Source organism: Bradyrhizobium centrolobii, assembly GCF_001641635.1.
Classification (GTDB): Bacteria; Pseudomonadota; Alphaproteobacteria; order Rhizobiales; family Xanthobacteraceae; genus Bradyrhizobium; species Bradyrhizobium centrolobii.
The window spans coordinates 72,554-99,131 of record NZ_LUUB01000034.1; the positions used below are offsets into that span (position 1 = coordinate 72,554).

General features: G+C 62.8%; 27 protein-coding genes and 2 pseudogenes. 17 read left to right on the top strand and 12 right to left on the bottom strand.

Features of this window, described 5'->3' with window-relative positions:
• Positions 1-453 precede the first annotated feature (453 nt).
• Positions 454-1,596 carry an acyltransferase family protein gene (locus AYJ54_RS07170; RefSeq protein WP_063697822.1) on the top strand — a complete coding sequence of 381 codons (1,143 nt, stop codon included), beginning with the start codon at positions 454-456 and terminating at the stop codon, positions 1,594-1,596.
• A 210-nt stretch (positions 1,597-1,806) separates the two neighbouring features.
• On the opposite strand, the gene AYJ54_RS07175 is transcribed toward AYJ54_RS07170, so the two are convergent.
• Positions 1,807-2,031: a hypothetical protein gene (locus AYJ54_RS07175; protein WP_082905533.1), complete on the bottom strand. Its 225-nt coding sequence runs from the start codon at positions 2,029-2,031 to the stop codon at positions 1,807-1,809.
• A gap of 380 nt (positions 2,032-2,411) precedes the next feature.
• Between AYJ54_RS07175 and AYJ54_RS07180 the strand changes: the two genes are divergently transcribed.
• Positions 2,412-2,708, top strand: coding sequence for an H-NS histone family protein (locus AYJ54_RS07180; RefSeq protein ID WP_063697828.1), 297 nt, complete (start codon positions 2,412-2,414; stop codon positions 2,706-2,708).
• A 376-nt stretch (positions 2,709-3,084) separates the two neighbouring features.
• On the opposite strand, the gene AYJ54_RS53910 is transcribed toward AYJ54_RS07180, so the two are convergent.
• On the bottom strand, positions 3,085-3,483 hold the full coding sequence (locus tag AYJ54_RS53910; RefSeq protein WP_430641407.1) for an Arm DNA-binding domain-containing protein: 399 nt from the start codon (positions 3,481-3,483) through the stop codon (positions 3,085-3,087).
• Between the two features lie 232 nt (positions 3,484-3,715).
• Here AYJ54_RS53910 and AYJ54_RS52095 point away from each other — a divergent pair.
• Both AYJ54_RS52095 and AYJ54_RS07185 read left to right on the top strand, forming a co-directional pair.
• Positions 3,716-3,940 (top strand): annotated as a pseudogene (locus AYJ54_RS52095) (hypothetical protein); the annotation flags it as partial.
• The gene (locus AYJ54_RS07185) at positions 3,892-4,299 is read left to right on the top strand and encodes a hypothetical protein (protein WP_063697831.1); all 408 of its coding nucleotides are present in this window, start codon (positions 3,892-3,894) and stop codon (positions 4,297-4,299) included. The pseudogene AYJ54_RS52095 and the gene AYJ54_RS07185, both read left to right, overlap by 49 nt.
• A 142-nt stretch (positions 4,300-4,441) precedes the next feature.
• On the opposite strand, the gene AYJ54_RS07190 is transcribed toward AYJ54_RS07185, so the two are convergent.
• Entirely contained in the window at positions 4,442-4,999 is a 558-nt protein-coding gene (locus tag AYJ54_RS07190; RefSeq protein WP_063697834.1) for an SET domain-containing protein, read from the bottom strand.
• A 153-nt stretch (positions 5,000-5,152) separates the two neighbouring features.
• On the opposite strand from AYJ54_RS07190, the pseudogene AYJ54_RS07195 reads away from it, so the two are divergent.
• Positions 5,153-5,757: pseudogene (locus tag AYJ54_RS07195) on the top strand (hypothetical protein).
• Here the strand turns inward: AYJ54_RS07195 and AYJ54_RS07200 are convergent.
• The gene (locus AYJ54_RS07200; protein WP_063697837.1) at positions 5,754-6,482 is read right to left on the bottom strand and encodes a TetR/AcrR family transcriptional regulator; all 729 of its coding nucleotides are present in this window, start codon (positions 6,480-6,482) and stop codon (positions 5,754-5,756) included. The pseudogene AYJ54_RS07195 and the gene AYJ54_RS07200 overlap by 4 nt on opposite strands.
• A gap of 107 nt (positions 6,483-6,589) precedes the next feature.
• On the opposite strand from AYJ54_RS07200, the gene AYJ54_RS07205 reads away from it, so the two are divergent.
• The 5 genes from AYJ54_RS07205 to AYJ54_RS07225 all read left to right on the top strand — a co-directional run bounded on the left by AYJ54_RS07205 (position 6,590) and on the right by AYJ54_RS07225 (position 10,174).
• Complete coding sequence (locus tag AYJ54_RS07205) at positions 6,590-7,987, top strand: carotenoid oxygenase family protein (protein ID WP_063697840.1); 1,398 nt, start codon at positions 6,590-6,592, stop codon at positions 7,985-7,987.
• 92 nt (positions 7,988-8,079) lie between these two features.
• Positions 8,080-8,562, top strand: a complete 483-nt coding sequence (locus AYJ54_RS07210) for an MAPEG family protein (RefSeq protein WP_063697843.1) — start codon at positions 8,080-8,082, stop codon at positions 8,560-8,562.
• Between the two features lie 76 nt (positions 8,563-8,638).
• Positions 8,639-9,214 carry a hypothetical protein gene (locus AYJ54_RS07215; protein ID WP_063697845.1) on the top strand — a complete coding sequence of 192 codons (576 nt, stop codon included), beginning with the start codon at positions 8,639-8,641 and terminating at the stop codon, positions 9,212-9,214.
• A 12-nt stretch (positions 9,215-9,226) separates the two neighbouring features.
• On the top strand, positions 9,227-9,781 hold the full coding sequence (locus AYJ54_RS07220; protein WP_063697848.1) for an inner membrane-spanning protein YciB: 555 nt from the start codon (positions 9,227-9,229) through the stop codon (positions 9,779-9,781).
• Positions 9,782-9,877: 96 nt separating this feature from the next.
• Complete coding sequence (locus tag AYJ54_RS07225) at positions 9,878-10,174, top strand: hypothetical protein (RefSeq protein WP_063697850.1); 297 nt, start codon at positions 9,878-9,880, stop codon at positions 10,172-10,174.
• A gap of 176 nt (positions 10,175-10,350) precedes the next feature.
• Here the strand turns inward: AYJ54_RS07225 and AYJ54_RS07230 are convergent, their stop codons facing one another.
• The gene (locus AYJ54_RS07230; RefSeq protein ID WP_063697852.1) at positions 10,351-12,006 is read right to left on the bottom strand and encodes a fumarate hydratase; all 1,656 of its coding nucleotides are present in this window, start codon (positions 12,004-12,006) and stop codon (positions 10,351-10,353) included.
• Positions 12,007-12,253: 247 nt separating this feature from the next.
• On the opposite strand from AYJ54_RS07230, the gene AYJ54_RS07235 reads away from it, so the two are divergent.
• The 3 genes from AYJ54_RS07235 (at position 12,254) to AYJ54_RS07240 (ending at position 13,983) form a co-directional block, all read left to right on the top strand.
• Positions 12,254-12,733 carry a hypothetical protein gene (locus AYJ54_RS07235; RefSeq protein ID WP_063697854.1) on the top strand — a complete coding sequence of 160 codons (480 nt, stop codon included), beginning with the start codon at positions 12,254-12,256 and terminating at the stop codon, positions 12,731-12,733.
• Positions 12,734-13,017: 284 nt separating this feature from the next.
• Positions 13,018-13,191 (top strand): hypothetical protein, encoded by a 174-nt coding sequence (locus tag AYJ54_RS51200; RefSeq protein ID WP_201724146.1) that lies wholly within the window; start codon positions 13,018-13,020, stop codon positions 13,189-13,191.
• 117 nt (positions 13,192-13,308) lie between these two features.
• Positions 13,309-13,983 (top strand): methyltransferase family protein, encoded by a 675-nt coding sequence (locus AYJ54_RS07240; RefSeq protein WP_063697856.1) that lies wholly within the window; start codon positions 13,309-13,311, stop codon positions 13,981-13,983.
• Position 13,984: 1 nt separating this feature from the next.
• Here AYJ54_RS07240 and AYJ54_RS07245 read toward each other — a convergent pair whose 3' ends face one another.
• Positions 13,985-14,692 carry a glutathione S-transferase gene (locus AYJ54_RS07245; protein ID WP_063697858.1) on the bottom strand — a complete coding sequence of 236 codons (708 nt, stop codon included), beginning with the start codon at positions 14,690-14,692 and terminating at the stop codon, positions 13,985-13,987.
• Between the two features lie 277 nt (positions 14,693-14,969).
• On the opposite strand from AYJ54_RS07245, the gene AYJ54_RS07250 reads away from it, so the two are divergent.
• From AYJ54_RS07250 to AYJ54_RS07265, 4 genes are all read left to right on the top strand, one after another.
• Positions 14,970-15,971, top strand: coding sequence for an NrtA/SsuA/CpmA family ABC transporter substrate-binding protein (locus AYJ54_RS07250; RefSeq protein WP_063697860.1), 1,002 nt, complete (start codon positions 14,970-14,972; stop codon positions 15,969-15,971).
• Positions 15,972-16,105: 134 nt separating this feature from the next.
• Complete coding sequence (locus tag AYJ54_RS07255) at positions 16,106-16,810, top strand: ABC transporter permease (RefSeq protein WP_245328926.1); 705 nt, start codon at positions 16,106-16,108, stop codon at positions 16,808-16,810.
• A gap of 20 nt (positions 16,811-16,830) precedes the next feature.
• Complete coding sequence (locus tag AYJ54_RS07260; protein WP_063697985.1) at positions 16,831-17,670, top strand: ABC transporter ATP-binding protein; 840 nt, start codon at positions 16,831-16,833, stop codon at positions 17,668-17,670.
• A gap of 90 nt (positions 17,671-17,760) precedes the next feature.
• Positions 17,761-18,486 carry a Crp/Fnr family transcriptional regulator gene (locus tag AYJ54_RS07265; RefSeq protein WP_063697864.1) on the top strand — a complete coding sequence of 242 codons (726 nt, stop codon included), beginning with the start codon at positions 17,761-17,763 and terminating at the stop codon, positions 18,484-18,486.
• Between the two features lie 10 nt (positions 18,487-18,496).
• On the opposite strand, the gene atzF is transcribed toward AYJ54_RS07265, so the two are convergent.
• From atzF to fliQ, 6 genes are all read right to left on the bottom strand, one after another.
• Positions 18,497-19,879 (bottom strand): allophanate hydrolase, encoded by a 1,383-nt coding sequence (gene atzF / locus AYJ54_RS07270; RefSeq protein WP_063697865.1) that lies wholly within the window; start codon positions 19,877-19,879, stop codon positions 18,497-18,499.
• 167 nt (positions 19,880-20,046) lie between these two features.
• On the bottom strand, positions 20,047-21,036 hold the full coding sequence (locus AYJ54_RS07275) for a Tim44 domain-containing protein (protein WP_063697866.1): 990 nt from the start codon (positions 21,034-21,036) through the stop codon (positions 20,047-20,049).
• A 494-nt stretch (positions 21,037-21,530) separates the two neighbouring features.
• The gene (gene cckA / locus AYJ54_RS07280) at positions 21,531-24,110 is read right to left on the bottom strand and encodes a cell cycle histidine kinase CckA (RefSeq protein ID WP_063697986.1); all 2,580 of its coding nucleotides are present in this window, start codon (positions 24,108-24,110) and stop codon (positions 21,531-21,533) included.
• A gap of 155 nt (positions 24,111-24,265) precedes the next feature.
• Complete coding sequence (gene flhB / locus AYJ54_RS07285) at positions 24,266-25,345, bottom strand: flagellar biosynthesis protein FlhB (protein WP_063697867.1); 1,080 nt, start codon at positions 25,343-25,345, stop codon at positions 24,266-24,268.
• A 7-nt stretch (positions 25,346-25,352) separates the two neighbouring features.
• Positions 25,353-26,123 (bottom strand): flagellar biosynthetic protein FliR, encoded by a 771-nt coding sequence (gene fliR / locus AYJ54_RS07290; protein ID WP_063697988.1) that lies wholly within the window; start codon positions 26,121-26,123, stop codon positions 25,353-25,355.
• Positions 26,124-26,303: 180 nt separating this feature from the next.
• Positions 26,304-26,567, bottom strand: coding sequence for a flagellar biosynthesis protein FliQ (gene fliQ, locus AYJ54_RS07295; protein WP_063697870.1), 264 nt, complete (start codon positions 26,565-26,567; stop codon positions 26,304-26,306).
• Positions 26,568-26,578 lie beyond the last annotated feature (11 nt).

The window sequence follows — 26,578 nt, forward strand, 5'->3', positions numbered from 1 at the left end:
GCCCTTCCAGTTAGTCACCTGTCCGGACAGTCGGTTCAAAGACGCGTACAGTTCTCGCTATAACGGCCAGCCGACACATATTGGAACCGAGCATCGATTTCGGCCGACGCGACTCTAGCCGCGCCACTCAGTAAAACGTCTGCCCGTTTATCGGAAGTACCATTCGTCCACGTTATACGAAATTGGTTCCAGCAAGCCGGTTACGCTCCCATTTAACAACAAAACTCGCGGGCCGTCGAATACATTAGACCAGCATCATTAAGCGCTCCGACCAAGGCCTGAGCGAAACCGGGAAGAATCCGGCCGCGCTCACCCCAGCCTCGCCCCTTTAATGAACAGGGTGAGATTATTTAATATTGACCCCAGGAAAGCTCACGTTGCACCAATGTATTATTTCACCATCTGGATGATCTGAGCTAGTTTCCTACTTTTATTTATCAAATGTAGCCCGAGATGTTCCGAGCTCCCAATGAATTGGCAACCCGACAGCACGCTTCAACTGCCGCCGACATTCCGAAAATCAACAGAGGGGCGGGCCCCGGCTTCGACGCGCTCCGTCTCTTGCTCTCGGTGTGGGTTTTCACCATACACGCGATGTTCATTTGCGACGGAACGGATGCTGCGGAGGCATTCGCGACTAATCCGATTCACGGACTCCTTATCAAGCCCGTTCTGCCGATGTTCTTCATAGTCAGCGGCTATCTCGTCACAGGAAGCGCCATCCGCACGAAAAGCGTTTCGATCTTCCTCTTGTTCCGCGTGTTGAGGATCGCGCCCGCGCTCATCGTCGAAATTTCACTCAGTGCATTAATTCTCGGCCCGTGGCTGACAGAAAGGACTTTGTCTGAGTATTTCTCTGACCCGCAATTTTCTAGGTACTTCCTGAACATCGTCGGCAACGTTCAGTTTCTTCTGCCTGGATTGTTTGTTCAGAATCCGGTGCCTGGCACCGTCAACCTCAATCTTTGGACGCTAAAGCCAGAGTTCTTCTGTTACCTCTTTATCTCATGCATGATCGTTACGAAGGCGATATTCAGCAGGAATCTTTGCACACTGGTCGCACTACTGACGATTTCTTTGACTGTTCTGTACATACTCCAGGGCGGGCAACTCTACAATTTCGTCGCCGTCGCAGACTGGAAGATACTGATCGTTGCATTCGTCGTTGGGTGTTGGGCTTTTCATTGGAACGACCGGCTTGTCATGTCAGGCGGGCGCGCCATGATAGCTTTCCTTGTCGCTGGCGCCGCCATCATGTATCCGTCCCTCATTGTCCTCGGCCTGCTGGCGTTGACGTATATCGTCATCTACATCGGCACGCGCAGAATCTGGCTCCCGAGCCTTTTGCGGGATGGAGACTATTCCTATGGAATTTATTTGTTTGGATTCCCGTTACAGCAGACGCTGGTCTACTTCCTGCCACCCGAGTACAGGCACGGGCTGGCTATTCTGCTGGTTGGCCTGCCACTTACCCTGGCGTTTGCCGTATTTTCCTGGAAATTCGTCGAGCAGCCGGCATCGAAACTGAAGGCCAGGATCAAGCGCGGATACAGCGCCGCTTCCGGCCCCCACGCCGCAGATTCTCGCCGCGCTTGAAAGGCGCTCACACTAGTTCTTGCAGGATCAAAGCGCGCCACACAACAATCGTTGTCCCGTGGCCGTTTAGGTTTGGAGCGTCTTGTTTTCAGTGAAGTATGCCACCAGTCCTGGTGCGCATGCCTTTAAGCGGTCGAACCACTTACAGCAACGCGGTCTTCGGATTGGCGTCACTTCTAAAGGTAAACCAGAGTCGGTCTCTCTATTGCCTTAAGGCTTTGGGAGATCGGCCGTGAGCTGTCTCTGGCGCATAGAGATCCAATCAATTGGGGTGCAGAACAAACCACGACGCTCAATCTCTCGGCGCAATTCTTCGGCACGCTGCCGCGCAGGCTCACCGACGAGGCGGATGCCGGCTATGGCGTCGGCTTGCACTTGGTCGCGGATATTCTCATACATCCGGACGATGTGATGGTCGGAAAGATTTTCCAACATCATGTGTGTCCCGCGCTCGTCGCTCGGTGGCTGCTGGTGAAGAGCTGGCCGCCAGCCCTGGGGAAGGCTGGCGGTGGACCGACAAATTGAAATCGTGGTCTTTGGGGTTTGGGTGGGGTAAGACCAACTCTGCCGGCGCGATCATCGATAACGCCAGACGCCGTCGGCCTCAATCCGATCTTCGGATTAACCTCACTTCTTGAGGTTAAGCGACATTCGGCGCGCACTGCCAAGGCTTAACTTGAATACGTCAGGAGTGCTGGCGAATCGCAGTTTGCCCAAGCGAAAATGTCGCACACAAAAAGCCCGAAATTGATTTAGTGTCTCGGTTATCCGAATTTTGTCAAATAGACGCAGAGCTTTAATGCCGGAGAGAGCTTATGAAACAGATCGCATTGAAACACTTGAGCACTAGTAAGTTGTGGACATTGCACCTTGAGATCGCGAAGGTGCTGGAGCAAAAGATCGAACGCGAAAGATTGCATTTGGACAACCGCTTGAGAATGTTGAACGCAACAAACTCGGACCGTCGGCCTTATCCACCCGTTCTTCCAAAGTATCAGAATCCCGACCGCCCAGTCGAAACTTGGGCGGGTCGCGGAAAGCAGCCACGGTGGCTTGTGGCCAAGTTAAAGTCCGGGCGACGGCTCAGCGACTTTAAAATTCAGCAGCGCTGAGAGCGACTACGGGGTTATGCCTTTTTCGAAGACGCGGGGATCTTGGCAGGCGCGCAGTCATGACTTTTGCCTCGGCTTCGCACACCCGCATTCGAAGTTCTCGCAATTCGTCAATTTGTTTCGCTATCGATCGAGCCCTTCGCAGAAAAACCCGCATAGAAATCTCTTTTGAAATACTCATGCCCCAAGCCCCAACGCCAAAAAACTAAATAATAGCCATTAAAAACTGAATTTTCAAATTACAATTGATCCATCGCTGGCGGGGCCCTCGAAAGACGCCACAACTGCAACTTACCAAGGAACGCGCAAATCTCGCGCGAGTGCCTCTGCCTTGCGATCGCGGGGCATTCTCAAGCTGCGCAAGCTGCTGCAGACGTCACATCACTTCAGGGAACGACCGCCTACACTTGCCTTCCAAGGGTCTTCCTTGATTTCCCGGTGCACATGTCGTGCACACACCGCCTTCTAACCAACGGAAACGCTTGAACTCTTGCTCCAATCCATCGTTGGTCAAGCTTGAGCGACTTAAAACAACAAAGGACGGCTTGATGCGCGTTCGACAAAATTGGCCACGCCAGATGACGTCAGCGGCGTCACGTTTCTGGCGGGCCGCGGCGAGCGAGACGGTGCCGTCGTTGTCGTTGCCGTAAGGCCCGATGGAGGCGGTCTTCTGCCTGCCGCGAAAGCGATAGGCCATCCGCCAGAGTTTGGAGCCGGCCTTGCCCGATCCGTTCGGGCCCGGCGTGATAGAGAGATGGAGACCGCCGCCGGGCACGTCGGAAATCTTGGTGGCGCTCCACGTGCCGTTTTCACGCCTCGGTCAGGCGGCGCGGCAGTCGACGTCGGTCCGATGTACGCGGAAGCGCTTGTTTTTCAGGAAGTTTTTGGAACCTCGCGAACAGCGTCGAACATTTTAGAACTGTCTTGAATAGGTGCCCTTTCTTACCCCGAAGGTAATCGAATTGGGCCTTGGGCGAGCGCATCTTCCACCGCAACAGGAGATGACCATGATCGCGCTGCTGCTCTACCGCACCCTCGCAGACCACCTCCTCCCTTGGGCCTTGACGTTCGCAACCCGGATGCTCGCGCGCGGCCTCAACATGCCGGAGCCGCTGGTGCATTCGACCGGCGACTACGTGGTAGCGCAGGTTCTGGCGTTCGAGCACAGCGTCGGCAGGAGCCTTTGCCCGTTCCGCCTCGCCCGCCTGCTTTCCTGCGCCGCGCGCTCTTGGCCGACGCCGTCTTCAGCGGTGTCGCCGCGATCGGCTTCACCTTCGGCGCCGGCACGCTCGCAACGCTGTTCAACCTGCCGGAAGTGCTGCTGCGCGAAACCGGCCTGTTCCTGATCGCCTACGCCGCGCTCGTCGGCTGGCTCGCCTCACGCGTGCTCGTCCCGAAGGCGCTCGTCCTCCTGGTCGTGATCGGCAACGCCGCCTGGACCGTCGCGAGCATCACGCTGTTGCTCTCCGGCGCGGTGTCGCCCAACCTCGCCGGCGAACTCATGGTGGTTGCACAGGCGATTGCGACCGGCGTGTTCGCCGAGCTGCAATATGTGGGCTTGCGGAAGAGCGGGAGTGAAGTAGTGGCGTGACGCAAGGTCTGACCGCCTCACTACCGCGTCGCCCGGCTCGACCGGGCGACCCAGCATTCCAGAGACAGCGAGAGGATACGGATAAGCCGCGGCATACTGGATGCCCCGCCTTCGCGGGGCATGACACGGAGGTGATAGTTACTTACGCCCGCGCGCGGCCGTTCGCCTTGCCGTTGGCGTGGCCGTTGAGCTTCTTGGCGCCATTCTTGGCTCCCGCCTTCTTGGCTTTGCGCTCCGCGCGCGCCTTCACCTTGGCTCGCTCGGTCCGCGCCTCGGCGCGCAGCTTTTTGCGCTTCTTCTCGCATGAGGCGCACTTGCAGCCGATCGGCTTCAGATAGGCTTTGAAATAGTCGGTCCCGTAGTCGTAGTTAATCTCGTCGCCCGGCTCGATGTTCTTGATGGCGCGGATATAGACCTTGCGCTCGCGCGGGCGGACGTCGGATTCAGCGTTGGGCCGGCAGGAATGGTTGATGTAGCGCGCCAGATTCTTGCGCACCGAGCCATCGATGGTCCAGCGGCCGTTGAGCTCGAACAGATATTTGTTCTCGATGTCGTCCTGTTCCGGAATGCGCGAGTCCAGGATCGGTCCGAAATAACGGATGATCCGGGTCCCTTTCTTGATCGGTTTGGTGGCAAAAAGGCCGAGTCCGGTCTTGGAGCGGCCGACGCGATAAGGTTTGTTCGACGAGATGACTGGCATGATCGAGAGATAACGACGACGCGAAGGAGACGTGGACAAGCCCAAGCGAAGGCGCTCTTCTAGAACGATTCAGCGCCGCTGTCAGGGCCTGTTTGAACCTTCCCCACAATGAAGACGTCTGACGGATGGAGTTCCAAGAGGCACAGGCTCGTCATGAGGCGGGTCACATTGGGTTGCTTGGCCTTGCTGGTCGTTTGCACCGGTCTCGATCGCACCGGCGCCCAATCTCCGGGCAGTGATTATACCTCCACCGCGCCAAAGACTGCCGTCAGGTCGGCAAGCCGAGCGCGCTCGACGGCAGCGCCACGCGTGTCTGTCCGGGCAAGGCCGGATTCGTGGTGCTGATCACCGAGGACGATTTGCGAGAAGTCGTCTCGGTCGGGCGCAACCGACGCGCCGCCGCCGAGGAGCCGGCCGCAAAGCTCTGGTTCCATCCATTCAATTCGTCCGAGCCCACCATTTGAATGGCGCCGATGGCGCAACGCCCTTCGCGATCATCCAGCGCTGGCGCATCGCCGACGGCACCGACCTCGACAAGCCGGGACGGCCGAAGACCAAGGCCCTGCTTCGGTGACGCGGCTGCCGCCGGGACCGGTCTGCCACGTCGCCTATGTCGATGCGGTTGCCAATCCGGACGCCAACGCGCGCTGGCACGGCAGGCCGCGGACGACTTTGCCCGCAACTTCCGATGCGGCAAGGACAAGGTGAAGATCATCGGCGGGAGCGGTCGCGCGATCGAGCTCGCGACGATGCGCTAGCCCGGCAGCTTCCCAACCACCGTCGACTTCAGTATCGCTTCCAGCAACTCTTCGGCCGTCGTGCCCCTGGGCAGCCGCTCCAAAATGTCCTTGAGCCGGCCATCGAGCAGCAGCGTGGTGAAGCCGTGCACCATCGACCAGGCCCGTGCGATCGCGGCACCCTGATCCAGCGTCAGCGCATTGCCGCTGATCTGCTCCTGTCGCATCGCGCCGATGGCATTGGCGAGCCCGGCGAAGGAGGCCTCGGCAGCCTCGTGCAGTGAGGGCCTGGAATAGTCGAGCCGCTCGGTGCGGAACATCAGCCCATACATGCCGGGATGGGCTTGCGCGTAGCCGACATAGGCTTTGGGCCGCGCGAGCATGCGTTCGAGCGGCGTGGTGGCGGCGTTGCAGGCCGACGCCATCGCCGCGTTGAACTGGCGAAAGCCGATCGCTGCGAGCTCGCTGACGAGCCCGGTCAGGTCACCGAAATGATGCGTGGGCGCGGCGTGCGACACGCCCGCCTCGCGAGCCACCGCACGTAGCGTGAGGCCGCCGAGCCCGTCGCGCTCCAACACCCGTTCGGCAGCCTCGAGCAGGGCCTCGCGCAGCGCGCCGTGGTGATAGGGCGTCTCGGCCTTCGCGCTTGGGGCACGCGGTGCAGGGCGAGATCGTCCACCGGCGGATGACGTCCTGCGGGCGCCGCGAGCTGTTTCGGTTTTGGTCCTGGTCCCGGTTTTGGCCATGGCCAAGCTATATGACGCAATATTGACAGTGTAAAGATTTCGCTTGACTGACGGCGCTTCCGCGATTATCTGATCTTTACGATGTAAAGATAGAGAGGGACCACGCCGTGCAGCAGGACGCCTTCGCAGCGCGCCGGACCAATCTCGCGCCGATCCCGTTCGAGGCCGACGCACCTTTCCTCAAGATCGTCGGCGAATTACCGCGCGACTTGAACGGCACGCTCTATCGCAACGGCCCCAACCCGCAGTTCGAATCGCCCGGCGCGCACTGGTTCGTGGGCGACGGCATGCTGCACGCCTTTCACCTCGAGAACGGCCGCGCCAGCTATCGTAACCGCTGGGTCCGCACGCCGAAATGGCTCGCGGAGCACGACGCCGGCCGCGCCCTGTTTGGCGGCTTCGGCCGCAAACTGCCGGATGCACCGGCGCACCTGACCGACGGCGGCGTCGCCAACACCAACATCATTTTCCACGCCGGCAAGCTGCTGGCGCTGGAAGAGGCGCATCTGCCGACCGAGATCGAGCCGGGCACCCTCGCAACCCGCGGCTACTGCAACTATCAGGGCCGCGTTGCCGGCACCTTCACGGCGCATCCGAAGATCGATCCGGTGACCGGCGAGCTGGTGTTCTTCGGCTACAACGCCGCGGGCCCGCTGACGCCCGCCCTCTCCTACGGATCGATCGATACATCAGGCCGGGCGACGTGTTTCGAGCGCTTCGAGGCGCCCTATGCCAGCATGGTGCACGACTTCATCGTCACCGCAAACCACGTGCTGTTTCCGATCCTGCCACTCACCGGCAGCATGGAGCGCGCGACGACGGGCCGGCCACCCTATGCCTGGGAGCCGGACAAAGGCGCCTATGTCGGTGTCATGAAGCGCAAGGGCACGGCAAAGGACATCGTCTGGTTCCGCGCCGAAGCCTGCTACGTCTTTCACGTCATGAATGCGTGGGAGGACGGCAACCGCGTCATCGCCGACGTCATGCAGTTCGAGGAGGCGCCGCTGTTTCCGCATCCCGACGGACGGCCGACGAATCCCGAAAAATCGTTCGCGCGCCACTGCCGCTGGACCTTCGATCTCGACGGCAACACCGATCGCTTCCAGCAGACCTATCTCGACGACCTCACGGGAGAATTCCCGCGCGTCGATGATCGCCGTGCCGGGCTGAAGAGCCATCACGGCTGGTACGCCTGCGCCAATCCGAGGCTGCCGATGTTCGGCGCGTTGTCTGGCATCGTCCATGTCGACGGCGTAGGGAGACGGCTCGGGCATTATCTGCTGCCGGCCGGCGACACCATCTCCGAGCCGGTCTTTGTCGAGCGATCGAAGGACGCCACTGAGGGCGATGGCTGGCTGCTCGCGGTGGTCTGGCGCGCGCGGGAGAACCGCAGCGATCTCGCCGTGTTCAACGCCACCGATGTCGAGGCCGGCCCGGTCGCGCTGGTGCAGCTCGGCCACCGGGTCCCCGACGGCTTTCACGGCAATTGGGTGGAGGCGGCTTAGCCGCCTCTCCCTCCGTCATTCCGGGGCGCACCACGTTTACGCGTCGCGTGCCGCGGAATGACATTGCGGATGTGTCACCAGGGAGGCCCCGCATGCACGCCCCCACAATCACCGCCGACTATCTCGCCATCCTCGCCCTGATCTACGCCGCGCTCGCGCTCCAGGTGATCCGGCTGCGGCGGAGCAGCCAGGCCGCGTTCAACGACGGTGGCAATGCGAGCCTGCGCAGCGCGATCCGCGCCCATGGCAACTTCATGGAATACGTCCCGGTCATCACGCTGATGGTCGCGCTGCTTGAAATGTCCGGCGCATCGCCTCTGCGCATTCACCTGCTGATGGGTGCGCTTCTGCTGTCGCGGCTCTTGCATCCGCTTGGCATGTACGCGACGCCGGGCTCGTTCCGATTTCTGGTCTGCCGTGGCGGCGGCATCTTCCTCACCATCGGCCTTTTGATCGCCTGCGCGCTGACGATCCTGTCGCGCCTGCCGTGGGCAGAAGCGGCCGACGAGCTTTCCGAGCAAGCCATTGCAACAATCCACCTTTTGCAGGTCATTCACATCATTTTGACATTGTAAAGATTTCGCTTGATCCTACCCTCTGGCTCGACTATTGATCTTGACAATGTAAAGATCGGGCCTGACCGAGGCGACCATGGCGATTTTCCTGATCCTCGCCCCCTACGGCGTCTATGCCTTCCTCATGCTGCTGACTTCCGCCACCATCAGCATGTTTGCGGCGACCGCGATCTGCCTCGGTACCATCGCAATCGATGTCGCCCGCGGCCGCTCGGTGAAGATCCTGACCGCCGGCTCGGCCATCGTGTTCGCGGGGATCGGCCTTTATCTCGCCGTGCTCAACCCGGCGGTGGGGACGCTCGCCGTCAAGCTGTCGGTCGATGTCGGCATCTTTGCCATCTCGCTCGGCTCGATGCTGCTCCGCCGCCCCTTCACCCTGCAATATGCGCTCGAAGCCGTCCCGGCCGAGACCGCGGCGATGCCCGGCTTCCTGCGCGCCAACTACATCATCACCGGCGCATGGACCGCGGCCGCGCTGCTGATGATGGCCTCCAACATCGTGCTGCTCTATGTCCCGGGCCTGCCGATCTGGTCGAGCCTGGCGGTTGCCTTCGCCGCCCGCAACAGCGCGATCTATTTCACAAAGTGGTATCCTGAGTATCGCAGGATCAAGTACGGTGCGCCAACCGGCGCGCTGCCCAATTCCCGATGAACAGGATCGACGATGAAGGACGTATTCGCCCGCCTTGCCTCCGACTTCCTCTCGGCCATCGTCTTCCTCTTCATCTACCTCGTCACCGACAACGTCATCCTGGCGACGTCGGTGGCGATTGCAGGCGCGATCGCGCAGGTGATCTACGCCCGCATCAGGGGACGCCAGCTCAATTTTATGACCTATGCGAGCCTCGCGCTGGTCGTGGTGCTCGGCGCCGTCACGCTATTCACCAACGATCCCCGCTTCATGCTGGCAAAGCCCTCGATCGCGCATTTCGCGATCGGCATCATCATGCTCAAGCAGGGCTGGATGCTGCGCTATGTGGCGCCGATCGTCGCCGAGACCGTTCCGGAATATGTGACCGCTGCGGGCTATCTCTGGGCCGCGCTGATGTTCGTCATCGGCGTCGGCATGATCGCGGTCGCGTCGACCGGCGATCTGAAGCTGTGGGCGTTCTACATCTTTGTTGTCGCGGGCGGCGCCAAGATCCTGGCCTTTGCCGTGCAGCACGTCGCTCTGCGGCTCATCGTCACAAGCCGCCTGCGCGCCGTCGCTCGCGCCTAACACAGCGTTAGGCAGGCGCGGCAAGTTGAGTTATAGGCTCGACGCTGGACCGGCCGCGGATCGTCGCGGTTCGCCGGATTATCTTGGGAGACGGGAATGGCCGTAGACGGTAACTGGAATCTGACCATGACGACCCCGATGGGCGAACGCCAGGCGACGCTGAGCCTGAAGGCCGCGGACGGCACGCTCACGGGCACGCAAGGCGCGGAAGGCAATACCGCCGAAATCTTCGACGGCACCGTCAGCGGCGACAACGTCTCCTGGAAGGTCTCGATCACCAACCCGATGCCGCTCACACTCGAGTTCACCGGCACCGTCTCCGGCGACAGCATCAACGGCGAAATGAGCATCGGCCCGATGGGCAGCTTCCCGTTCACGGGCGCCCGAGCGTAGGGCCTCTCCAAGCACTCAGGCATCATCACCGGGCTTGTCCCGAATTGGTGTCATTCCGGGATGCGTGCGAGGCACGCAGGCCCGGAATCCATTCTACCGCTTGCACTGAGGCCCGATGGATTCCGGGCTCGCGCCAAGTGGCGCGCCCCGGAATGACGACGTCGGGGACGTCCTCTTCAGCCTAGGTTCAACTCCTTGAAGAAGTCGTTGCCCTTGTCGTCGATGATGATGAAGGCGGGGAAGTCGACGACCTCGATGCGCCAGATCGCTTCCATGCCAAGCTCGGGATATTCGAGCACCTCGACCTTCTTGATGCAGTGCTCGGCGAGGTTCGCCGCCGCGCCGCCGATCGAGCCGAGATAGAAGCCGCCATATTTCTTGCAGGCCTCACGCACGGCCGGGGCGCGGTTGCCTTTGGCCACCATCACCATTGAGCCGCCGGCGGCCTGGAACTGGTCGACGAAGGAATCCATGCGGCCCGCGGTGGTCGGGCCGAACGCGCCTGAGGCGTAGCCCTCGGGCGTCTTGGCGGGGCCGGCGTAATAGACCGGATGGTTCTTGAAGTAGTCCGGCAGCGGCTCGCCCTTCTCCAGCCGCTCGCGCAGCTTGGCATGCGCGGAGTCGCGCGCAACAATCATGGTGCCGGTCATCGAGACCCGAGTCTTGATCGGATATTTCGAGAAGGTCGCCAGAATGTCCTTCATCGGCTGGTTGAGATCGATCTTGACGACCTCGCCGCCGAGCGACTGCTCGACCTGCGGCAAATATTGCGCCGGGTTGTGCTCGAGCTCTTCGAGATAGACGCCGTCCTTGGTGATCTTGCCGAGCACCTGGCGATCGGCCGAGCAGGATACACCAAGCCCGATCGGCAGCGAGGCGCCGTGGCGCGGCATGCGGATCACGCGCACGTCGTGACAGAAATACTTGCCGCCGAACTGCGCACCGACGCCAAGCGACTGCGTCATCTTGTGGATTTCCTTCTCCATCTCAACGTCGCGGAAGGCGTTGCCGTCCGGTGAGCCGTGCGTCGGCAGCGCGTCGAGATAACGGGCGGAGGCAAGCTTCACCGTCTTCATGCAGAGCTCGGCCGAGGTGCCACCGATCACGATCGCGAGGTGATAGGGCGGGCACGCCGCGGTGCCGAGCGTAAGGATCTTTTCCTTCAGGAAGGCGAGCAGCCGGTCCTTGGTCAGCACCGAGGGCGTGGCCTGGAACAGGAAGCTCTTGTTCGCGGAGCCGCCGCCTTTCGCCATGAACATGAACTTGTAGGCGTCGTCGCCTTCGGCGTAGATCTCGCACTGCGCCGGCATGTTGTTGGCGGTGTTCTTCTCCTCGTACATCGAGAGCGGCGCGACCTGCGAGTAGCGCAGGTTACGGCGAAAGTAGGCGTCGCGCGCGCCTTCCGACAGCGCGGCCTCATCGTCGCCGTCGGTGATAACGTTGCAGCCCTTCTTGCCCATGATGATCGCGGTGCCGGTGTCCTGGCACATCGGCAGCACGCCGCCGGCGGCGATGTTGGCGTTCTTCAGGAAGTCGAGCGCTACGAACTTGTCGTTCGGGCTCGCCTCGGAATCCTCCAGGATCGAGCGGAGCTGCTTCAGATGGCCCGGGCGCAGATAGTGGTTGATCTCGCCGAAGGCGGCTTCGGACAGCGCCCGCAGCGCCTCACGCGACACCACCAGCATGTCTTTCCCCAAGACCTTCTCGACCCGGACGCCCTCGCTCGTGACCTTCTTGTAGGGCGTCTCGTCCTTCCCCAGCGGGAACAGCGGCGTGTGCTTGTAAGGCGGGACAGACTTGGACAGGTCGGGAAAGGCGGTGGGAGCGTTCATGGGGTCGATCTCGGGTTTTGGAGCCCTCGCGCGGGCCCCCTAGCATAGAAGCGTTCTAAGCATTTTTGCCATAAAGGGAAGGCGCTCTGGCGCGGTCGGGGCATCCCGATTCGGCGCCACGGCGGCCCTTTTTCCGGTCGCCGTCCGCTAGAGACAGGGGTCACGATCCTGCCGGGTACGGCTTGGCCGCCCCCTTGCGCTCTGCGTGCGCCGACGATTGAATACGTGGTCTAAGGGGCTTTTCATCATGATTTTCAAATTGGACGTTCGCGGCGCGCTTCTACTCGCCGCCGCAATCACTGGCTTTGTCGCCCTCGCCTCGCCGGCGCGGGCGGACCAGTGCGACGACATCGCCAAGCAGCTGGCGAGCGGCATCGACAAGCTGAAGGTCAACTTCAAGGCCGCCAACATCATCTATCTCACCCACCCGGCGGCGAAGGAGCTGTCGCTCGGCTGCCGCGCGCAGGGGCAGACTTATTCCAACGAGCTCTACGCCAAGGGCGACCGCCGGCCGACGCCGCAGTTCTATGACCTCGTCGCCTCCGCGGCCGCTATCATCTTCACGCTGCCCAAGGACGACACCACGACCGGCGCCTCGCGCTGCCTGAAGCGCATGGGCCTGTTGCGCGGCGACAAGGTGGTGATGCGCTACAAGCGCCTCAACATGGAATGCACGCGCACGAAAGCGGAAGCGGCGATCGCGATCACGCGTCCGAAGGACGAATAAGTCGGGCACTCCTCGTTTGATCTCGCCGCCGATGCGGTCCGCGTGTGTCGCGGCGGCGCACGCCACAGACTCCGCCATTGCGAGCCAACGGGTCCGCGCGGAGCGTGGCCCGTTGGCTCGCAATGACGAGAGAGGATCGTCGTGCCCGGAAATCACGGACTTGCGGGCGCGAAGAACAACGCACCTCCACCGCGCCAAATCCCTCGCATTTTAGCGATTCCCTTGACGGAAGTTTCGTCCCTCGCAGGCCAGTGTAACTTGTTTCTATCTGTGAGGATTTGTGGATGAGCGTTTCCAGCGTTGCGCCGCCGCCGATCGCGATCGTGGTCCCGAGCTACGACACGACCAAGCAGCAGGACGATCAGGCCAAGACCAGGGACGACGATCCGACCTATCAGCCGCCGCTGCCGACCCCGCTGCCACCGGGACAGGGCACCAGAATCGATCAGCTCGCCTAATCCCGCGCGCTTCGAGGTGAGCCGCCCGATCCGCTCGATCGGGCCTGTCGCACACTAAGCCGCATCTTTGCCGGATAGCGGGACCAGTATCATGCAGGGTTTGTCCGGGAACCGCGCATGATCGCACGGCTGCTGCTGCAGAACACGATCTTCGTCGTCGGGATGGGCGCGCTGCTGTTCGCGTCCGCCGGCACGACGCGTTGGCCCGGCGCCTGGGCGATGCTGATCACCTCCGCGGTGCTCGGCCCGCTCTGCGGCTGGTGGCTCTACCGGCTCGATCCGGCGCTGCTCGCCGAGCGTCTTCGCCCTGTCATCCAGAAGGACCAGCCGCCCGCCGACAAGATCTTCATGGCCGTGTTCGTCGTGGTGTTGCTGGTCTGGCTGCTTGCGATGGGGCTGGAGCGGCGACACCTGTCCTCCGACATGCCCCTCGCCTTGCAAGCCCTCGGCTTCCTGCTGTACCTCGGCTCGACACTGTTCACGCTGTGGGTGTTCCGCGAGAACTCGTTCGCCGCGCCTGTGGTGAAGCTGCAATCGGAGCGCGCGCAGCGCGTGATCTCGACCGGGCCCTACGCCCATGTCCGTCATCCCATGTACAGCGGCATGATCCTGTTCTTCACCGGCATGCCGCTGCTGCTCGGCTCATGGTGGGGCCTTGCGATCGCGCCGGTCTTCCTCGTCCTGTTTGCGATCCGCATCCGCATCGAGGAGCGCACGCTGAGAGAAGGCTTGCCCGGCTACACCGACTATGCCGCGCGGGTGCGCTACCGCCTCGTGCCGGGCATCTGGTGACTCACACATCCAGCTCCTTATAGCGGCGGAAGATGCCCTGCTCGTTGAAGGGAATGCGGCGGTCGCTTTCGAGATAGGCCGCGATGTTCGGCCGTGCCGCAACTCGGTCGTGCAGGTTGACGAGGCCGGGAACCTCCTTCTCGAACGCTTTCATGCGCTTTGGAAATGCGTAGCGCAGACCGTCGACGATCTGGAACAGCGAGAGATCGACGTAGGTCAGCCTCCGTCCCGTGACGTAGACCCCGCCATTGCCGTCGAGAAGCTCCTCGAAATAGCCGAGATATTTCGGCACGCGTTCCTTCCAGAATTCCTCCGTGCGTTTCTTCGCGGCCGGCCGCGCATCCTCGTAGTAGAGCGAGGGCCCGAGCGGATGATGAGTGTCGTGGATCTCCAGCACGAAATCGGCGATCGTGAGCTGGAGCTGGTGGACCCACAATCTGCCGGCCTCGGTCTTTGGCGCGAGCCCATGGCGCGACCCGAGATAGAGCAGGATGTTGGCGGTCTGGCCGATGACGAGCTTGCCCGCTTTAAGGAACGGCGGCGCGAAAGGTGGTGTGCCGCCATGCGCGTCCATCATCTTCATCATTGCACTCGAGCCGCGCGGCCCGCGCGCCACATCGACATAAGCGGTGCCCGCTTCCTCCAGCGCCAGCCGCACATATTCGCCGCGGCCCTGGATCTCGGGCCAGTAGTAGAGCTCGTATTTCATGGGAGAGGTCCGTCAGCGTGAGCGGGTCGGGATCAATGTAGCACGCCGCCCTGGGTTCCGTCAGTGCGGGACGGGCCCCCGCCGCAGAGGGCGCCCCCCGAAGGCCATGTCGATTAATTGCTTCCCGCGACCATAGCGCCGGGCGAGCATACCAACGTGGGCCGATCCTCAAGTGATCGTCCAGGGGAGGACGCGGGAGTCAGTTGTGGAACCGTTCAGGGCGGTATCCGCGATCACATCGGGGCTGCCGCCGCGGGCGGCGCGAGGGGAGATCGTCATGCACAGGAACACCGTCCGCCCAATCGCGGCAATTGCCGGCTATGCCGCACTTTGCTGCCTTGCCATCGGTCCGCACTGCGCCTCGGCCGCGGAATTGCTCAAAGCCCGGCTTGCGCAAAACCTCGCACCGATCTCCGGCCTTGCGATCGTCGCCAAATCAAAGGGCATTTTCGAAAAACACGGACTGGACATCACGGTCTCGAACTTCACGTCCGGCAAGCAGTGCCTGGACACCGTGATCGGGGGCGGCGCCGACATCGCGACGACGGCGGAGGCGCCGGTCACCGCTTCGACGATGGCAAACCAGCCCATCGCCTTCGTCGCCGGCATGGAATACTCCGACCTCAAGACGGTCGTCGCTGCCAAGGCCGGCGTCAAGACCAAGGCAGATCTTCGCGGCAAGCGAATCGCATTCACTGCCGGCACCGGCAGCGAGGTTTACACGGCGACTTTGCTGAAGTCTGAGGGATTGACTCCCAAGGATGTCACTCTCGTCAATCTGCGGCCGCAGGAGATGCTGCCGGCGCTTGCAGCCGGAAGCATCGACGCGATCGACACTTGGGAACCCCACATCGCCAACGCCAAGAAGGCCCTGGGCGAAGCCGCCGCTGAGCTCGATACGAAGGGCACCTACTCCGAGACGTTCAACATCGTCGTCATGAGGCCCTATCTGGATGCCAACCCCGCGCTGGTTGAGAAGTTCATCGCCGCACTGATCGATGCCGAGGTCTGGATGAAGGCACACCCGGATGAAGCGATCACGGTCGTGGCGGACGCGGTCGGCATGAAGCGGGACGAACTCGCTCCCATCTGGGCCGACTATGTTTACCGGGTGCGTCTCGACGACCGGCTGATCGAGATTCTCAAGACCCACTCCGCGTGGCGCCTCGAGAGCGGCAACCATCCTCCGGGAGCGGCAATGCCCGACTTCAGCAAGGTCGTCGTCACCGAGCCGCTGAAGAAGGTCGACCCCGCACGCATCACCCTTTCGTGGAAATAGGCGCCCGCACAGCCATGCAGGACGGCACTTCAGCACGACAAGAGATTGCTCTCCGCATTGACGGTCGCGGTCGGCGGCCGGATTCAGTTCGTCTTCGCCGCCTCAATATTCTGGTCGGGGCGCTTTCGCTTCCCTTGTTCGTCGGCCTCTGGGAACTGGTCTCCCGTTCCGGGGCCGTCAACATGGTGCTGTTTCCGCCGCCGACGGTGGTTGCTGCGGCCGTCCTTGAGTGGATGCGAAGCGGACAGTTCTTTGGCGATCTGCTGGCCAGCCTCTTTCGCGTCACCGCGGGGTTCATCGTGGGCGGTGCGCTCGGCGTCCTGCTCGGTATTCTCACCGGCCAGTTCCCTGTTATTTCGAGCCTGCTGTCCCCGCTATTCCATATCCTGCGGCCCATTCCGCCGATTGCTTTCGTGCCGATCGTCATCCTCTGGTTCGGCCTGTCGGAGGCGGGAAAACTTTTCCTCGTCGTATGGGGCGTGTTCTTCACGGTATGGCTTTCGACCCACATCGGCGTGCAGAAGGTCGACCGCGGCCTGATTCGGGCGGCGTTGATGCTCGGCACGCCCCGGCGGCAGATGCTCCAGGAGATCGTGCTGCTGGGCGCGCTTCCCTACATCGTGGTCGGGTTGCGCACCGCCGTCAGCATCTCCTTTTACACGCTTGTCGCGGCCGAACTCGCAGGCACTTTCGCCGGCATTGTCTACAGGATCGAGATTGCGCAGCAGAATTTGCAAACGGGCCAGGTCATGGGCGGGCTCGCAGCGCTCGGGTTGATTTCGTTCCTTGCCGACCGGCTGTTTGCGGCTCTTGCGGAACGTACCGTCTGGTGGCGCTGATGTCGCGACCTCGATCGATCATGAAACCGGCTCTGGCAAGTTCGCCAGCCTCCGTCGAACCGGCGCGGAAACAACCGGCCATTCAAGTCTCAAACCTGAGCATCGTTTTCGACAGCAACCGCAGGCAGATCATCGCGGTGGATCGCCTCTCCTTTGACGTGGCACCTGGCGAGTTCGTTTGCATCGCCGGGCCCTCCGGCTGCGGCAAGTCGACGATGCTCAATACGATCGCCGGACTGGAAGTGCCGTTTGAAGGCGACATCCTGGTGGAGGGCTCGCGTGTCTACAGCCCGCGACCCGATGTCGGCATGGTGTTCCAGCAGCCGCATCTTTTCCCCTGGAAGTCCGTCCGCAGGAACATCGCCCACGGCCCCAGAATGCTTGGAAAGTCCACGACGGAAGCGAATGCCATCGCCGACGATCTGATCGCGATGGTCGGTCTCAAGCGTTTCGCCGACGCTTATCCGAACACGCTGTCCGGCGGCATGCAACAGCGCGTGGCGATTGCGCGAGCGCTGGCCAACCGGCCCCGCGTGCTGCTGATGGACGAGCCCTTCGGGGCTCTCGACGCGCAGACCCGGGCGGTGATGCAAGACAATCTGCTGGAGCTGCGCGACCGGATCAAGGCGACAATCGTGTTCGTCACGCATGACATCGATGAAGCCATCGTGCTGGCCGACCGCGTTCTCATCATGAGCGCGGGACCCGGCCGCGTCCTGCGCGAAGTCGCGGTCAAGCTGCCGCGCCCGCGGTCGAACTCTATCATGGTCGAGCCAACTTATCTTGCCCTCAAGAAGGATTGTCTCGACGTCATCCGCGCAGAAGGGTTGCGGGCGTTCAATCAGTCGGACGCGAGCTGATCGCCCAGAATTCGCAGACGTGAAGCGGACCGCAGCGCGCTGGCATGGTTCTTGAATAATCGATGCCGGGTCTCACAGGCGGAGCCGGCGATGTACAGGGCGAACAGCGCGATAGCGGCTGGTGTGATGCTGGCAGAGTCGGGCAATCTCGTCAGGCCGCTGCCTGGCTTGCTGGACGGTCTCAACCGGGCTGATTGCAATCGCTTGCGTGCGATCGGACGCGAGAAGGCCCTGGAAGCCGGCCAGCTGGTTTGGTCTCAGGGCGACGCACAGGCCGGGATCTACCTGATCAGCGAGGGGCGCATACGCAGCTACTATGCGGCACCGTCGGGGCGCGAGGTCACGCTCGCCTACTGGTTTCCCGGCAACTTCGTCGGCGGCCCCGATATATTCGGAACGGGCCCGCACATGTGGTCATCGGTTGCGGCCGAGCGCAGCCGGTTGACGTTCATGCCCGGACTGGCGTTGCGGCGGCTTGCGCTGGAATCGCCGGCGATCGCTGTCGCCTTGCTGGACGCCCTGGCATTCAAGGCGCGATGCTATTCGGCGATGGCCCAGATGCTCGGAACGCGCTCGGTGACCGAACGGCTGCATAGCCTGCTGATCTTCCTGTCGCACGTCTACGGCGTGAAGCGCGACGGTGAGATCGTCGTCGGCATGCCGTTTACCCACGGCGATCTCGCCAATCTCATCGGATCCACCCGCCAATGGGTGACAGTGCAACTCGCGCGGCTCCAGGAGCAAGGCGTGATCAGGTACGACAGATCCGTGATTTCGATCCTGGATCTTTCGACACTCGGGCAGGAGATGGAATAATATCCGCCTTTCAGCCGCCAGACTTCAATTCGAACGCCGCTCCGCCCGTACTGGCCTCGAACCGCCGCGCCAGCCCGATCAGCGCGCGATCATGCCAGGCCGGCGCCAGCAGGGTCACGCCCATGGGCATGCCGTTCGGCAGTGTCGCGTTCGGAATGGCCACGCCGCAGAGATCGAGCAGATTGGCAAAGTACGAGTAGTAGCCGAGGCGATTGTTGAGGGTGATCGGATCGCGATGCATCTCCTCCAGCGTGAACGGCCGCGGTGCAGTCGGGACCACCAGCGCATCGATGCCCGCAAAGATCGCCTCGGCGTTGCGGCGAAGCCGGTGCAGCCGGTGAATGGCACCAAATGTGTCGATCGCCGAATAGCCGGCGGCTGAGCCCAGCACGGTCCTCGTGACATCAAGCAAGGAGCCGGAATCGATGTCCATAAGCGAAGCGATGGCCGAGCGCCGCTCCGCCACCCAGGGTCCGCTGAACATCAACTCCCCGGCTTGGCGGAATGGGGCGAAGTCCACCTCAATCGCCGTTCCTCCAATCTGCACAAAACGCTCGCAGGCGCGCTCATAGAGCTCGCCGCATTCCGGCATGCCGAAGCATTCGAGATCGCCGGACGCAATGCGGCCGAACCGGAACGATGGCCCCGCCCCGCTGGCGAAAAAGGCCCTCGGCAGGCGGCTGTAGGGATCTTCGAAATCGAACCCTTCGATAATTTCGAGGATCGCCTCGCCATCGCTGACGGTATTGCAGAACACCGAAACGCAATCGATCGTCGGGCAATTCGGCACCAGCCCGCGTGATGACACCAGTCCAACGGTCGGCTTGATTCCGACGATGTTGTTGAAGCCGGCAGGTATGCGGCCGGACCCGCCGGTATCGGTGCCGAGCGCGAACGCGACGTGCCCGGCCGCCACGGCGACCGCCGACCCGGAACTGGAGCCGCCCGCAATATAGCGCGCGTCGCCAACCGACGCGCAGGAGCCATAGGGCGAACGCGCGCCGGACAGGCCTGTGGCGAACTGATCGAGATTGGTCTTTCCAAGGCAAATTGCGCCGGCCGCGGTGAGGCGTTCGACGCTGTGCGCGGACTGCCAGGGCGTGTAGCTGAACGCCGGGCATGCGGCAGTGGTCGGCATTCCCTTGACATCGATATTGTCCTTCACACCAAAGGGAATGCCGAGCAGCGGGAGATTTTCGCCTGTCCGCGCGCGCGCCACGAGCTTACGGCATTCTTCGAGCGCCTCCTCCCGCGGGCGAAGATAGATCCAGCAATTGCGGTCGCGCTCGGCCTCGATCCGTTCATAAGCCGTTTCGATCGCCTCCAGCGGTAGGGACGAATTCCTGGCGACGGTTTCGTGATTTGTCCTGGAGCGCGCGACAGACTGACTCACCGAATATCTCCTTCTCCAACCGGCGGGCGCGAAATTGCGGGAGCTCTGCGCGGGCAACAAGCAATTAAGTGCTTCGGCCAGATGGCTGGCCGGATCAGATACTCGCGGCTCAAAGAAAAAGGCGCCGTGCCGAAGCACGACGCCCTTGTTGTTCGATCCGTCCGCGATCAGTTGGTCTGCTGGATCGCCGACAATTCCCAACCGCCGCCCGGCCGCCGTGCGAAGGTCCAGATTTCGGTGACCTCGCCCGGCTGTTCGCTGCCGGCGACGAGCGCGCCGGTGTTGCGATCGACCGTCTTGTCGGTCAGCGCGAAGCGCATCGCCACCGTCGCATAGTCGGTCTCGCCTTCGCGCCAGGCTTCCGCGAGGTCGCCCTGCAACAGCTTGACGTTGGAGGTCTTGTTGACGACGTTGCGCGCGCGGTTCTGGGCGAGGTCCTGCTCGAGATAAGAGACCATTTCCGGCGTCGCGAGCGTGTGCAGCTTGGCCACGTCCTCGTTCGACCAGGCGGTCTGGATCTCGCCGAGCAGACGCTCGAACGCCTCATAGTCGGCCGGCCGGATTTCGAGCGGCGCATTGTTGGAGCCGAAGCCGAAACCGCCAAGGCCGCTGCGATAGTTCGTCTGCGGTCCCGAACCGCCATTACCATCAGCGCCCGCATAGGCGGCCTGCGGCGTGTGGCGGCGCTGCCACCACGACATCGCCAGCCGCACCACGAACACCACGAGCACGATCTGGAGGATCAGGCCCAGGATCGACGAGAGGCCGCCGAGACCACCGAACAGACCGCCACCGAACAGCATGCCCAAGAGGCCTGCGCCGAGGAAACCGGCGGCAAGGCCGCCCAGGAAGCCGCCGCCGCGGCCGAACAGGCCGCCGCGCGCGGGCGCGGTTGCGGGCGAGTTCATGCCTGCGCCTGGCTGGGTGTAGGTGCGGTTGAACTGCGAGGCCGAGCCCGGCGCGGTCGTGGTCGACGGCGGCGCCGAGTAAGTGCGCGAGCCGCGCGAACCCGACGAGAAGCCACCGCCGACGCGGGCGTCGGCGGACGAGATCGCCAGCGCAGTCGGCAGCGCGAGCGCCAGCACGACGGCAATCGTCTTCACGAAACTGCGGCTACGTTGCGAGAAATTCATGTGCGTTTCCCAAATCCCCGGCATGGGGACGTGCCCCTAAGATGGGCAGCCTTCTACAAAAGTGAAGCCGGTTTCGGAAGCCCCGACTGCGGCCCTCAGTCGCGGGGATGTGGCAAAAGCCCATATTTGCCGGGGGTTTGGAGGGGCGCGCGGTGGAACCGTGGTCAAAGGTTACCGGCGCGTTTTCAACTTGAGATAAGGGCTCCGCTCTCTCGACACGTCGCTGCGAGCGCAGCGAAGCAATCCAGAGCCTTTCCGCGGAGACAGTCTGGATTGCTTCGTCGCTCCGCTCTTCGCAATGACGGCATTCGGGGCAGGCCGCTTCCCAAACGTCGTCCTGGACAAGCGAGCGGAGCGAGCGCTGATCCAGGACCCATTACCCCAGGGCGTGGTTGTCTTGCACTGGTTTGGCCAACACCTTCCGCCACGACAGCCTTTCGGTGTAATGGGTCCTGGCTTTCGCCAGGACGACGGCGGAGATTGCCCAGCGTCGGTATCCTCCCTCACGAGACACGCCCTCACCCCGACTTCGTCATCGTCTCCTTCACCGCCGCTACAAGCTGGCTGAGCGTGAACGGCTTTGGCAGGAAGTCGAACTGCTGGCCCTCGGGCAGGCTCTTCTCGAAGGCGTCCTCGGCATAGCCGGAGACGAAGATGAACTTGATGGCGGGGTTCTTCTCGCGCATTGCCTTGAGCAGTGTCGGGCCGTCCATCTCCGGCATCACGACGTCGGAGACGACGAGGTCGATTGCGCCGCCCTGCTCCTCGAGCATCTCCATTGCCTCGACGCCGTTCTCGGCCTCGACCACGGTGTAGCCGCGCGAGCGCAGGCCGCGCGCGTTCAGGGCGCGCAGGCCCTCTTCGTCCTCGACCAGCAGGATGGTGCCCTGCCCGGTGAGATCGGTGCGCTGCTTGGCCTCCGCAGGCGCAGCTTCCTTCGAGGCAACGCTCGGCGCGCCATTCGTCGCCGCCGGCGGCTCGACCTGCGCCTCGGGCTCGGCATGGTGGCGCGGCAGGAAGATGTGGAACGAGGTGCCCTGCCCCGGCTCGGAATCGACATAGATGAAGCCACCGGTCTGCTTGACGATGCCGTAGACGGTGGAGAGCCCGAGGCCGGTGCCCTTGCCGACTTCCTTCGTGGAGAAGAACGGCTCGAATATCTTGTCGCGGATGTCGGCGGGGATGCCGGTGCCGGTATCGGCGACCTCGATCCGCACATACTCCGCCGCCGGCATGCCCTTGTAGGCGAGCTTGCCCGCGTCCTCCGCGGTGACGTTGGCCGTGCGGATGATCAGCTTGCCACCGTCGGGCATGGCGTCGCGCGCGTTCACCGCGAGATTGACGATGACCTGCTCGAACTGGGAGACGTCGACCTTGACCGGCCAGAGGTCGCGCCCATGGATCAGATCGAGCTTCACCTTCTCGCCGATCAGCCGGCGCAGCAGCATGGTGAGGTCAGAGAGCGCATCGCCGAGATCGAGCACCTGCGGGCGCAGCGTCTGCCGCCGCGAGAACGCGAGCAGCTGCCGCACCAGGGTCGCGGCGCGCGTCGCGTTCTGCTTGATCTGCATGATGTCCTGAAACGACGGATCGGTCGGCTTGTGCGCGTTCAGCAGGAAGTCGTTCGCCATCATGATGGCAGAGAGCACGTTGTTGAAGTCGTGGGCGATGCCGCCGGCGAGCTGGCCGACCGTTTCCATCTTCTGCGACTGGTTGATCTGGTTCTCCAGCGCACGCCGCTCGGTGGTCTCGAGCATGTGGACGATCGCAGCTTCAGCGTCGTTCTCGGCCGCATCGACCGGCGTGACGAAGAACTGTCCCCAACGCTCCTTCGACCCTTCCAGCGCCACCTCGACCGGCGCGATGTCGGCCTGGCCTTCGGCGGCCTGGTTGATGGCCGCGATCAGCAGATGTCGGTCGCGCGAATTGACAGCGCGGAAGATCGACTTGCTGGCGCTGTCGAGCCCGAGGGCCTGCCCGAGCTTGGCGTAGCGCGCGTTCGCGCGCACGACATTGCCGCCGCGGTCGACAGTCGCGATCGCCATCGGCGTATGATCGAAGAAGCGCATGAAGCGCACTTCGGCGGCACGATCGGGATCGCTGCGCTCGTCGCGGGCGCGGCTGATGACGAGGGTGCGCGAGGGCCCGGGCGCACCATCGGCGCCGAATGCGAGCTTGTGGTAGAGCCGGACCGGCATGGTCCTGCCGGTGCGCATGCGCAGGTCGATGTCGAAGACTTCCGTCTTCACCTCGCCCGGCACCGCCACGATCGAGGTGAGGAGCGAAGCGCCGTCGCCGGAGACGATGTCGGTGAGCTTCAATCCGCCGGAGCCGATCTCGGCGAGATCGTAATCGAGCCAGTTCGCCAGCGTTGCGTTGACGTAAGCCAGCTCGCCGGCCAGGTTGACCGAGAAGAAGCCGCACGGCGCATGGTCGAGATATTCGATGGCGTGCTGGAGCTCCTGGAACACGTCCTCCTGGCGCTCGCGGTCGCGGGTGATGTCGGCGATCGACCACACCGCGTATTTCGCCTCGCGTTTTCCGGCGCCGAGCGGGCGCACGCGCATGCGCAGCCAGCGGCCCTGGCTGCCGTCATGGCCGGAGATGCGCACCTCCTCCTGCTGCCGTTTTCCTTCACGCGCGGCTTTCAGCAGGCGGAACACCGCTTCGGAAACGTCGGGGTTGCCGATGAAGACACGCTCGACGGGGCGGACATCCTGCGGACCGGAGGCGCCGGTCAGCGTCAGATAGGCGGCGTTGGAATAAACCACATGGCCGCGCGGATCTGTGACCGCGAGCCCGTCAAAGGCATGATCGGAGATGCGAGCGATCACGGGGTCGTCGAAATTGCGATCGGCGAAGCGGATGATGCCGGCTGCAAAGGCGAACAGGCTAAACAGGCCGACCATCGCCAGCACCGCGAGGATGCCAAGGATATAGGGCTGCGCCTGCACGCGCCCGAGCGTCATCAGGCCGACGGCAACCGCGACGAGGCCGGCGGCCACCAGCAGCACGAGCGCGATGCTGCCCGAGCGTGGCGCCGGCTCGTGCGCCGCAACGGGTTCGCGTGTCAGGTCGTGGTCGGTCTCGGCGGTCATCTCAAGCGGGCGCAGCCTGTCGGCAGAAAACGAACGCGCCACGGGGCACGCGGGGTCCTCCCTGCCTGAATCGGACCCGCGGGCGCAAGGGCGGCAACGGCGAAACGTACGCTGATTCCCAGATTACAGCCATTTCCGGTACTTTTCGGGGCTTTTTATCCCCGTCCGGCGCCAAACCCGCGCTTCAGCCGGACGACGTAGCCGATGACTTCGGCAACCGCATGGTAGTACTCGACCGGGATTTCCTGATCGATTTCGACGGTCGCGTAGAGCGAGCGCGCCAGCGGTACGTTCTCGACGATCGGGATGTCGTGTTCGCGCGCGATCTCCCTGATCTTGAAGGCGAGATTGTCGACACCCTTGGCGACGCAGATCGGCGCTGACATGCCGCGCTCGTAGGACAGCGCCACCGAATAGTGGGTCGGGTTGGTGATAATCACTGAGGCCTTTGGAACCGCCGCCATCATGCGCTTCTTGGCGCGCTGCTGCCGGAGCTGCCTGATCTTGCCCTTGATGTGCGGGTCGCCTTCGGACTGCTTGAACTCTTCCTTGATCTCCTGGAGCGACATTTTCTGCCGCTGGAACCAGCTTCGATACTGGAAGAAGTAGTCCGCGATGGCGACGATCGCGAGCGCAGCGACCACCGCGCCCAGAAGGTGGATGGTCATGCTGGTGGTGGCGCCCAGCATGGCGGACGGATCGAGCTTGACCATCGCCTCCATCCGGTGCCGCTCGGGCCACAGGATCATGGTCATGACCGCGCCGAGTGCGATCAGCTTGCCGAGACCTTTCAGAAAGTTGGCCGCGGCCTGCTTGCCGAAGATGCGCTTGAAGCCGGCGGCGGGTGAGAGCTTGCTGAACTTGGGTTTCAGGGACTCAGCCGACCAGACCAGGCGATGCTGAAGCATGTTGCCAGCAATCGCCGCCAGCGCCAACATCAGCAAGGGCACGCCGACCGCCGCGAGCACCACCAATTCGAGCTGCTGCATCAGCGCGAGCAGGCTCCTGCCGTCGGTCTTGATCATCCAGGAATTGGCGAGCAGGTTGCGCATCGGCGTCACCAGGCCGCCGCCGATCGAACCCGAGAAGGACGAGACCACGAGCGTGCCGCCCGCGATCACGAACCAGGTGTTGATTTCCTGGCTTTTGGCGACGTCGCCGCGTTCGAGCGCCTCGTCGAGACGTTTTTGCGTCGGGTCTTCTGTTTGACTCTCGGGATCGTTGTCTTCCGCCATCGATCCCTCACCTGAGCGGCATCATCTGGTGCATGACACCGATGAAGTAGTCGAGAAATGTGCCCATCATCGCCGCGATCACCACGCCGAGCACCAGGAAGCCAGCGAAAATCGACAGCGGCACGCCGACGAAGTAGACCTGCATCTGCGGCATCAGCCGCGCCAGCACGCCAAGACCGATGTTGAAGACGAGTCCGAACACCAGGAATGGCCCGGAGAGTTGCAAGCCCAGCCGGAACGCGGCGGCGAAGGCGCGCGTCGCGAGCGAGGCGACGTCGCCGCTCGACACCGTCTCGCCCGGCGAGAAGATCGCGTAGCTGTCGTTCAACGCCGCAATCACCAGGTGATGGCTGTCAGTGGCGAACAGCAGCGTCACGCCCAGCATGGTCAGGAAATTGCCAACCAGGACGCCCTGCTGCCCCTGCGTCGGATCGACCGAGGTGACGAAGCCGAGTCCCATCTGCTGTGCGATCACCGAGCCTGCGACTTGCAGCGCCGCGAGCGTCACGCGCGCGGTCGCGCCCAAGACGATGCCGATCACGATCTCATGCAGCATCAGCACGAGCAGCGACGCAATCGAGCCCATGTCGACATGGTAGGCGTTGCGATGCAGGGGCAGGATGATCAGCGTGAGCAACAGCGCAATCGACAGCTTCACCCGCGTCGGGATGTTGGTCTCACCCAGGCCCGGCAGCAGCATCACCATCGCGCCGACCCGGGCGAAGGCGAGCATGAAGGCCGCGGCGAGCGCCGGCAGCAGCGAGATGTCGATGCGCATAGCCGAATGCCCCGGCTCCAACATTCGCATGCCGTCGCGGCAGGCATTTTTGCGAATGTTGGAGCCAAAGGGGCATTCGCAAAGATCAATAGTCGCGCGGCTGTTGGATTTGACATTCGCCATCGCACCCCCCGGGAGCCCCGGGGCGAATGTCAAATCCACCGCGCGACGCATCTTGCCTCAGCCGCCGATGATTCGCGACGAGATCCGCAGCATGTGGGCATGGAGTGCGTCGGCCATGAAAGGTAGCGCCAATAGCATCGTGGCGAAGATAGCCAAAATCTTCGGCACGTAGATCAGCGTCTGTTCCTGGATCTGCGTCAGCGCCTGGAATAGCGACACCACGACGCCCACCACGAGGCCGACCACCATCAACGGCGATGACACGATCACGATCGTCCAGATGGCGTCGCGCGCGACGTCGAGGGTCTCAGGTCCAGTCATTGCAAACTTCC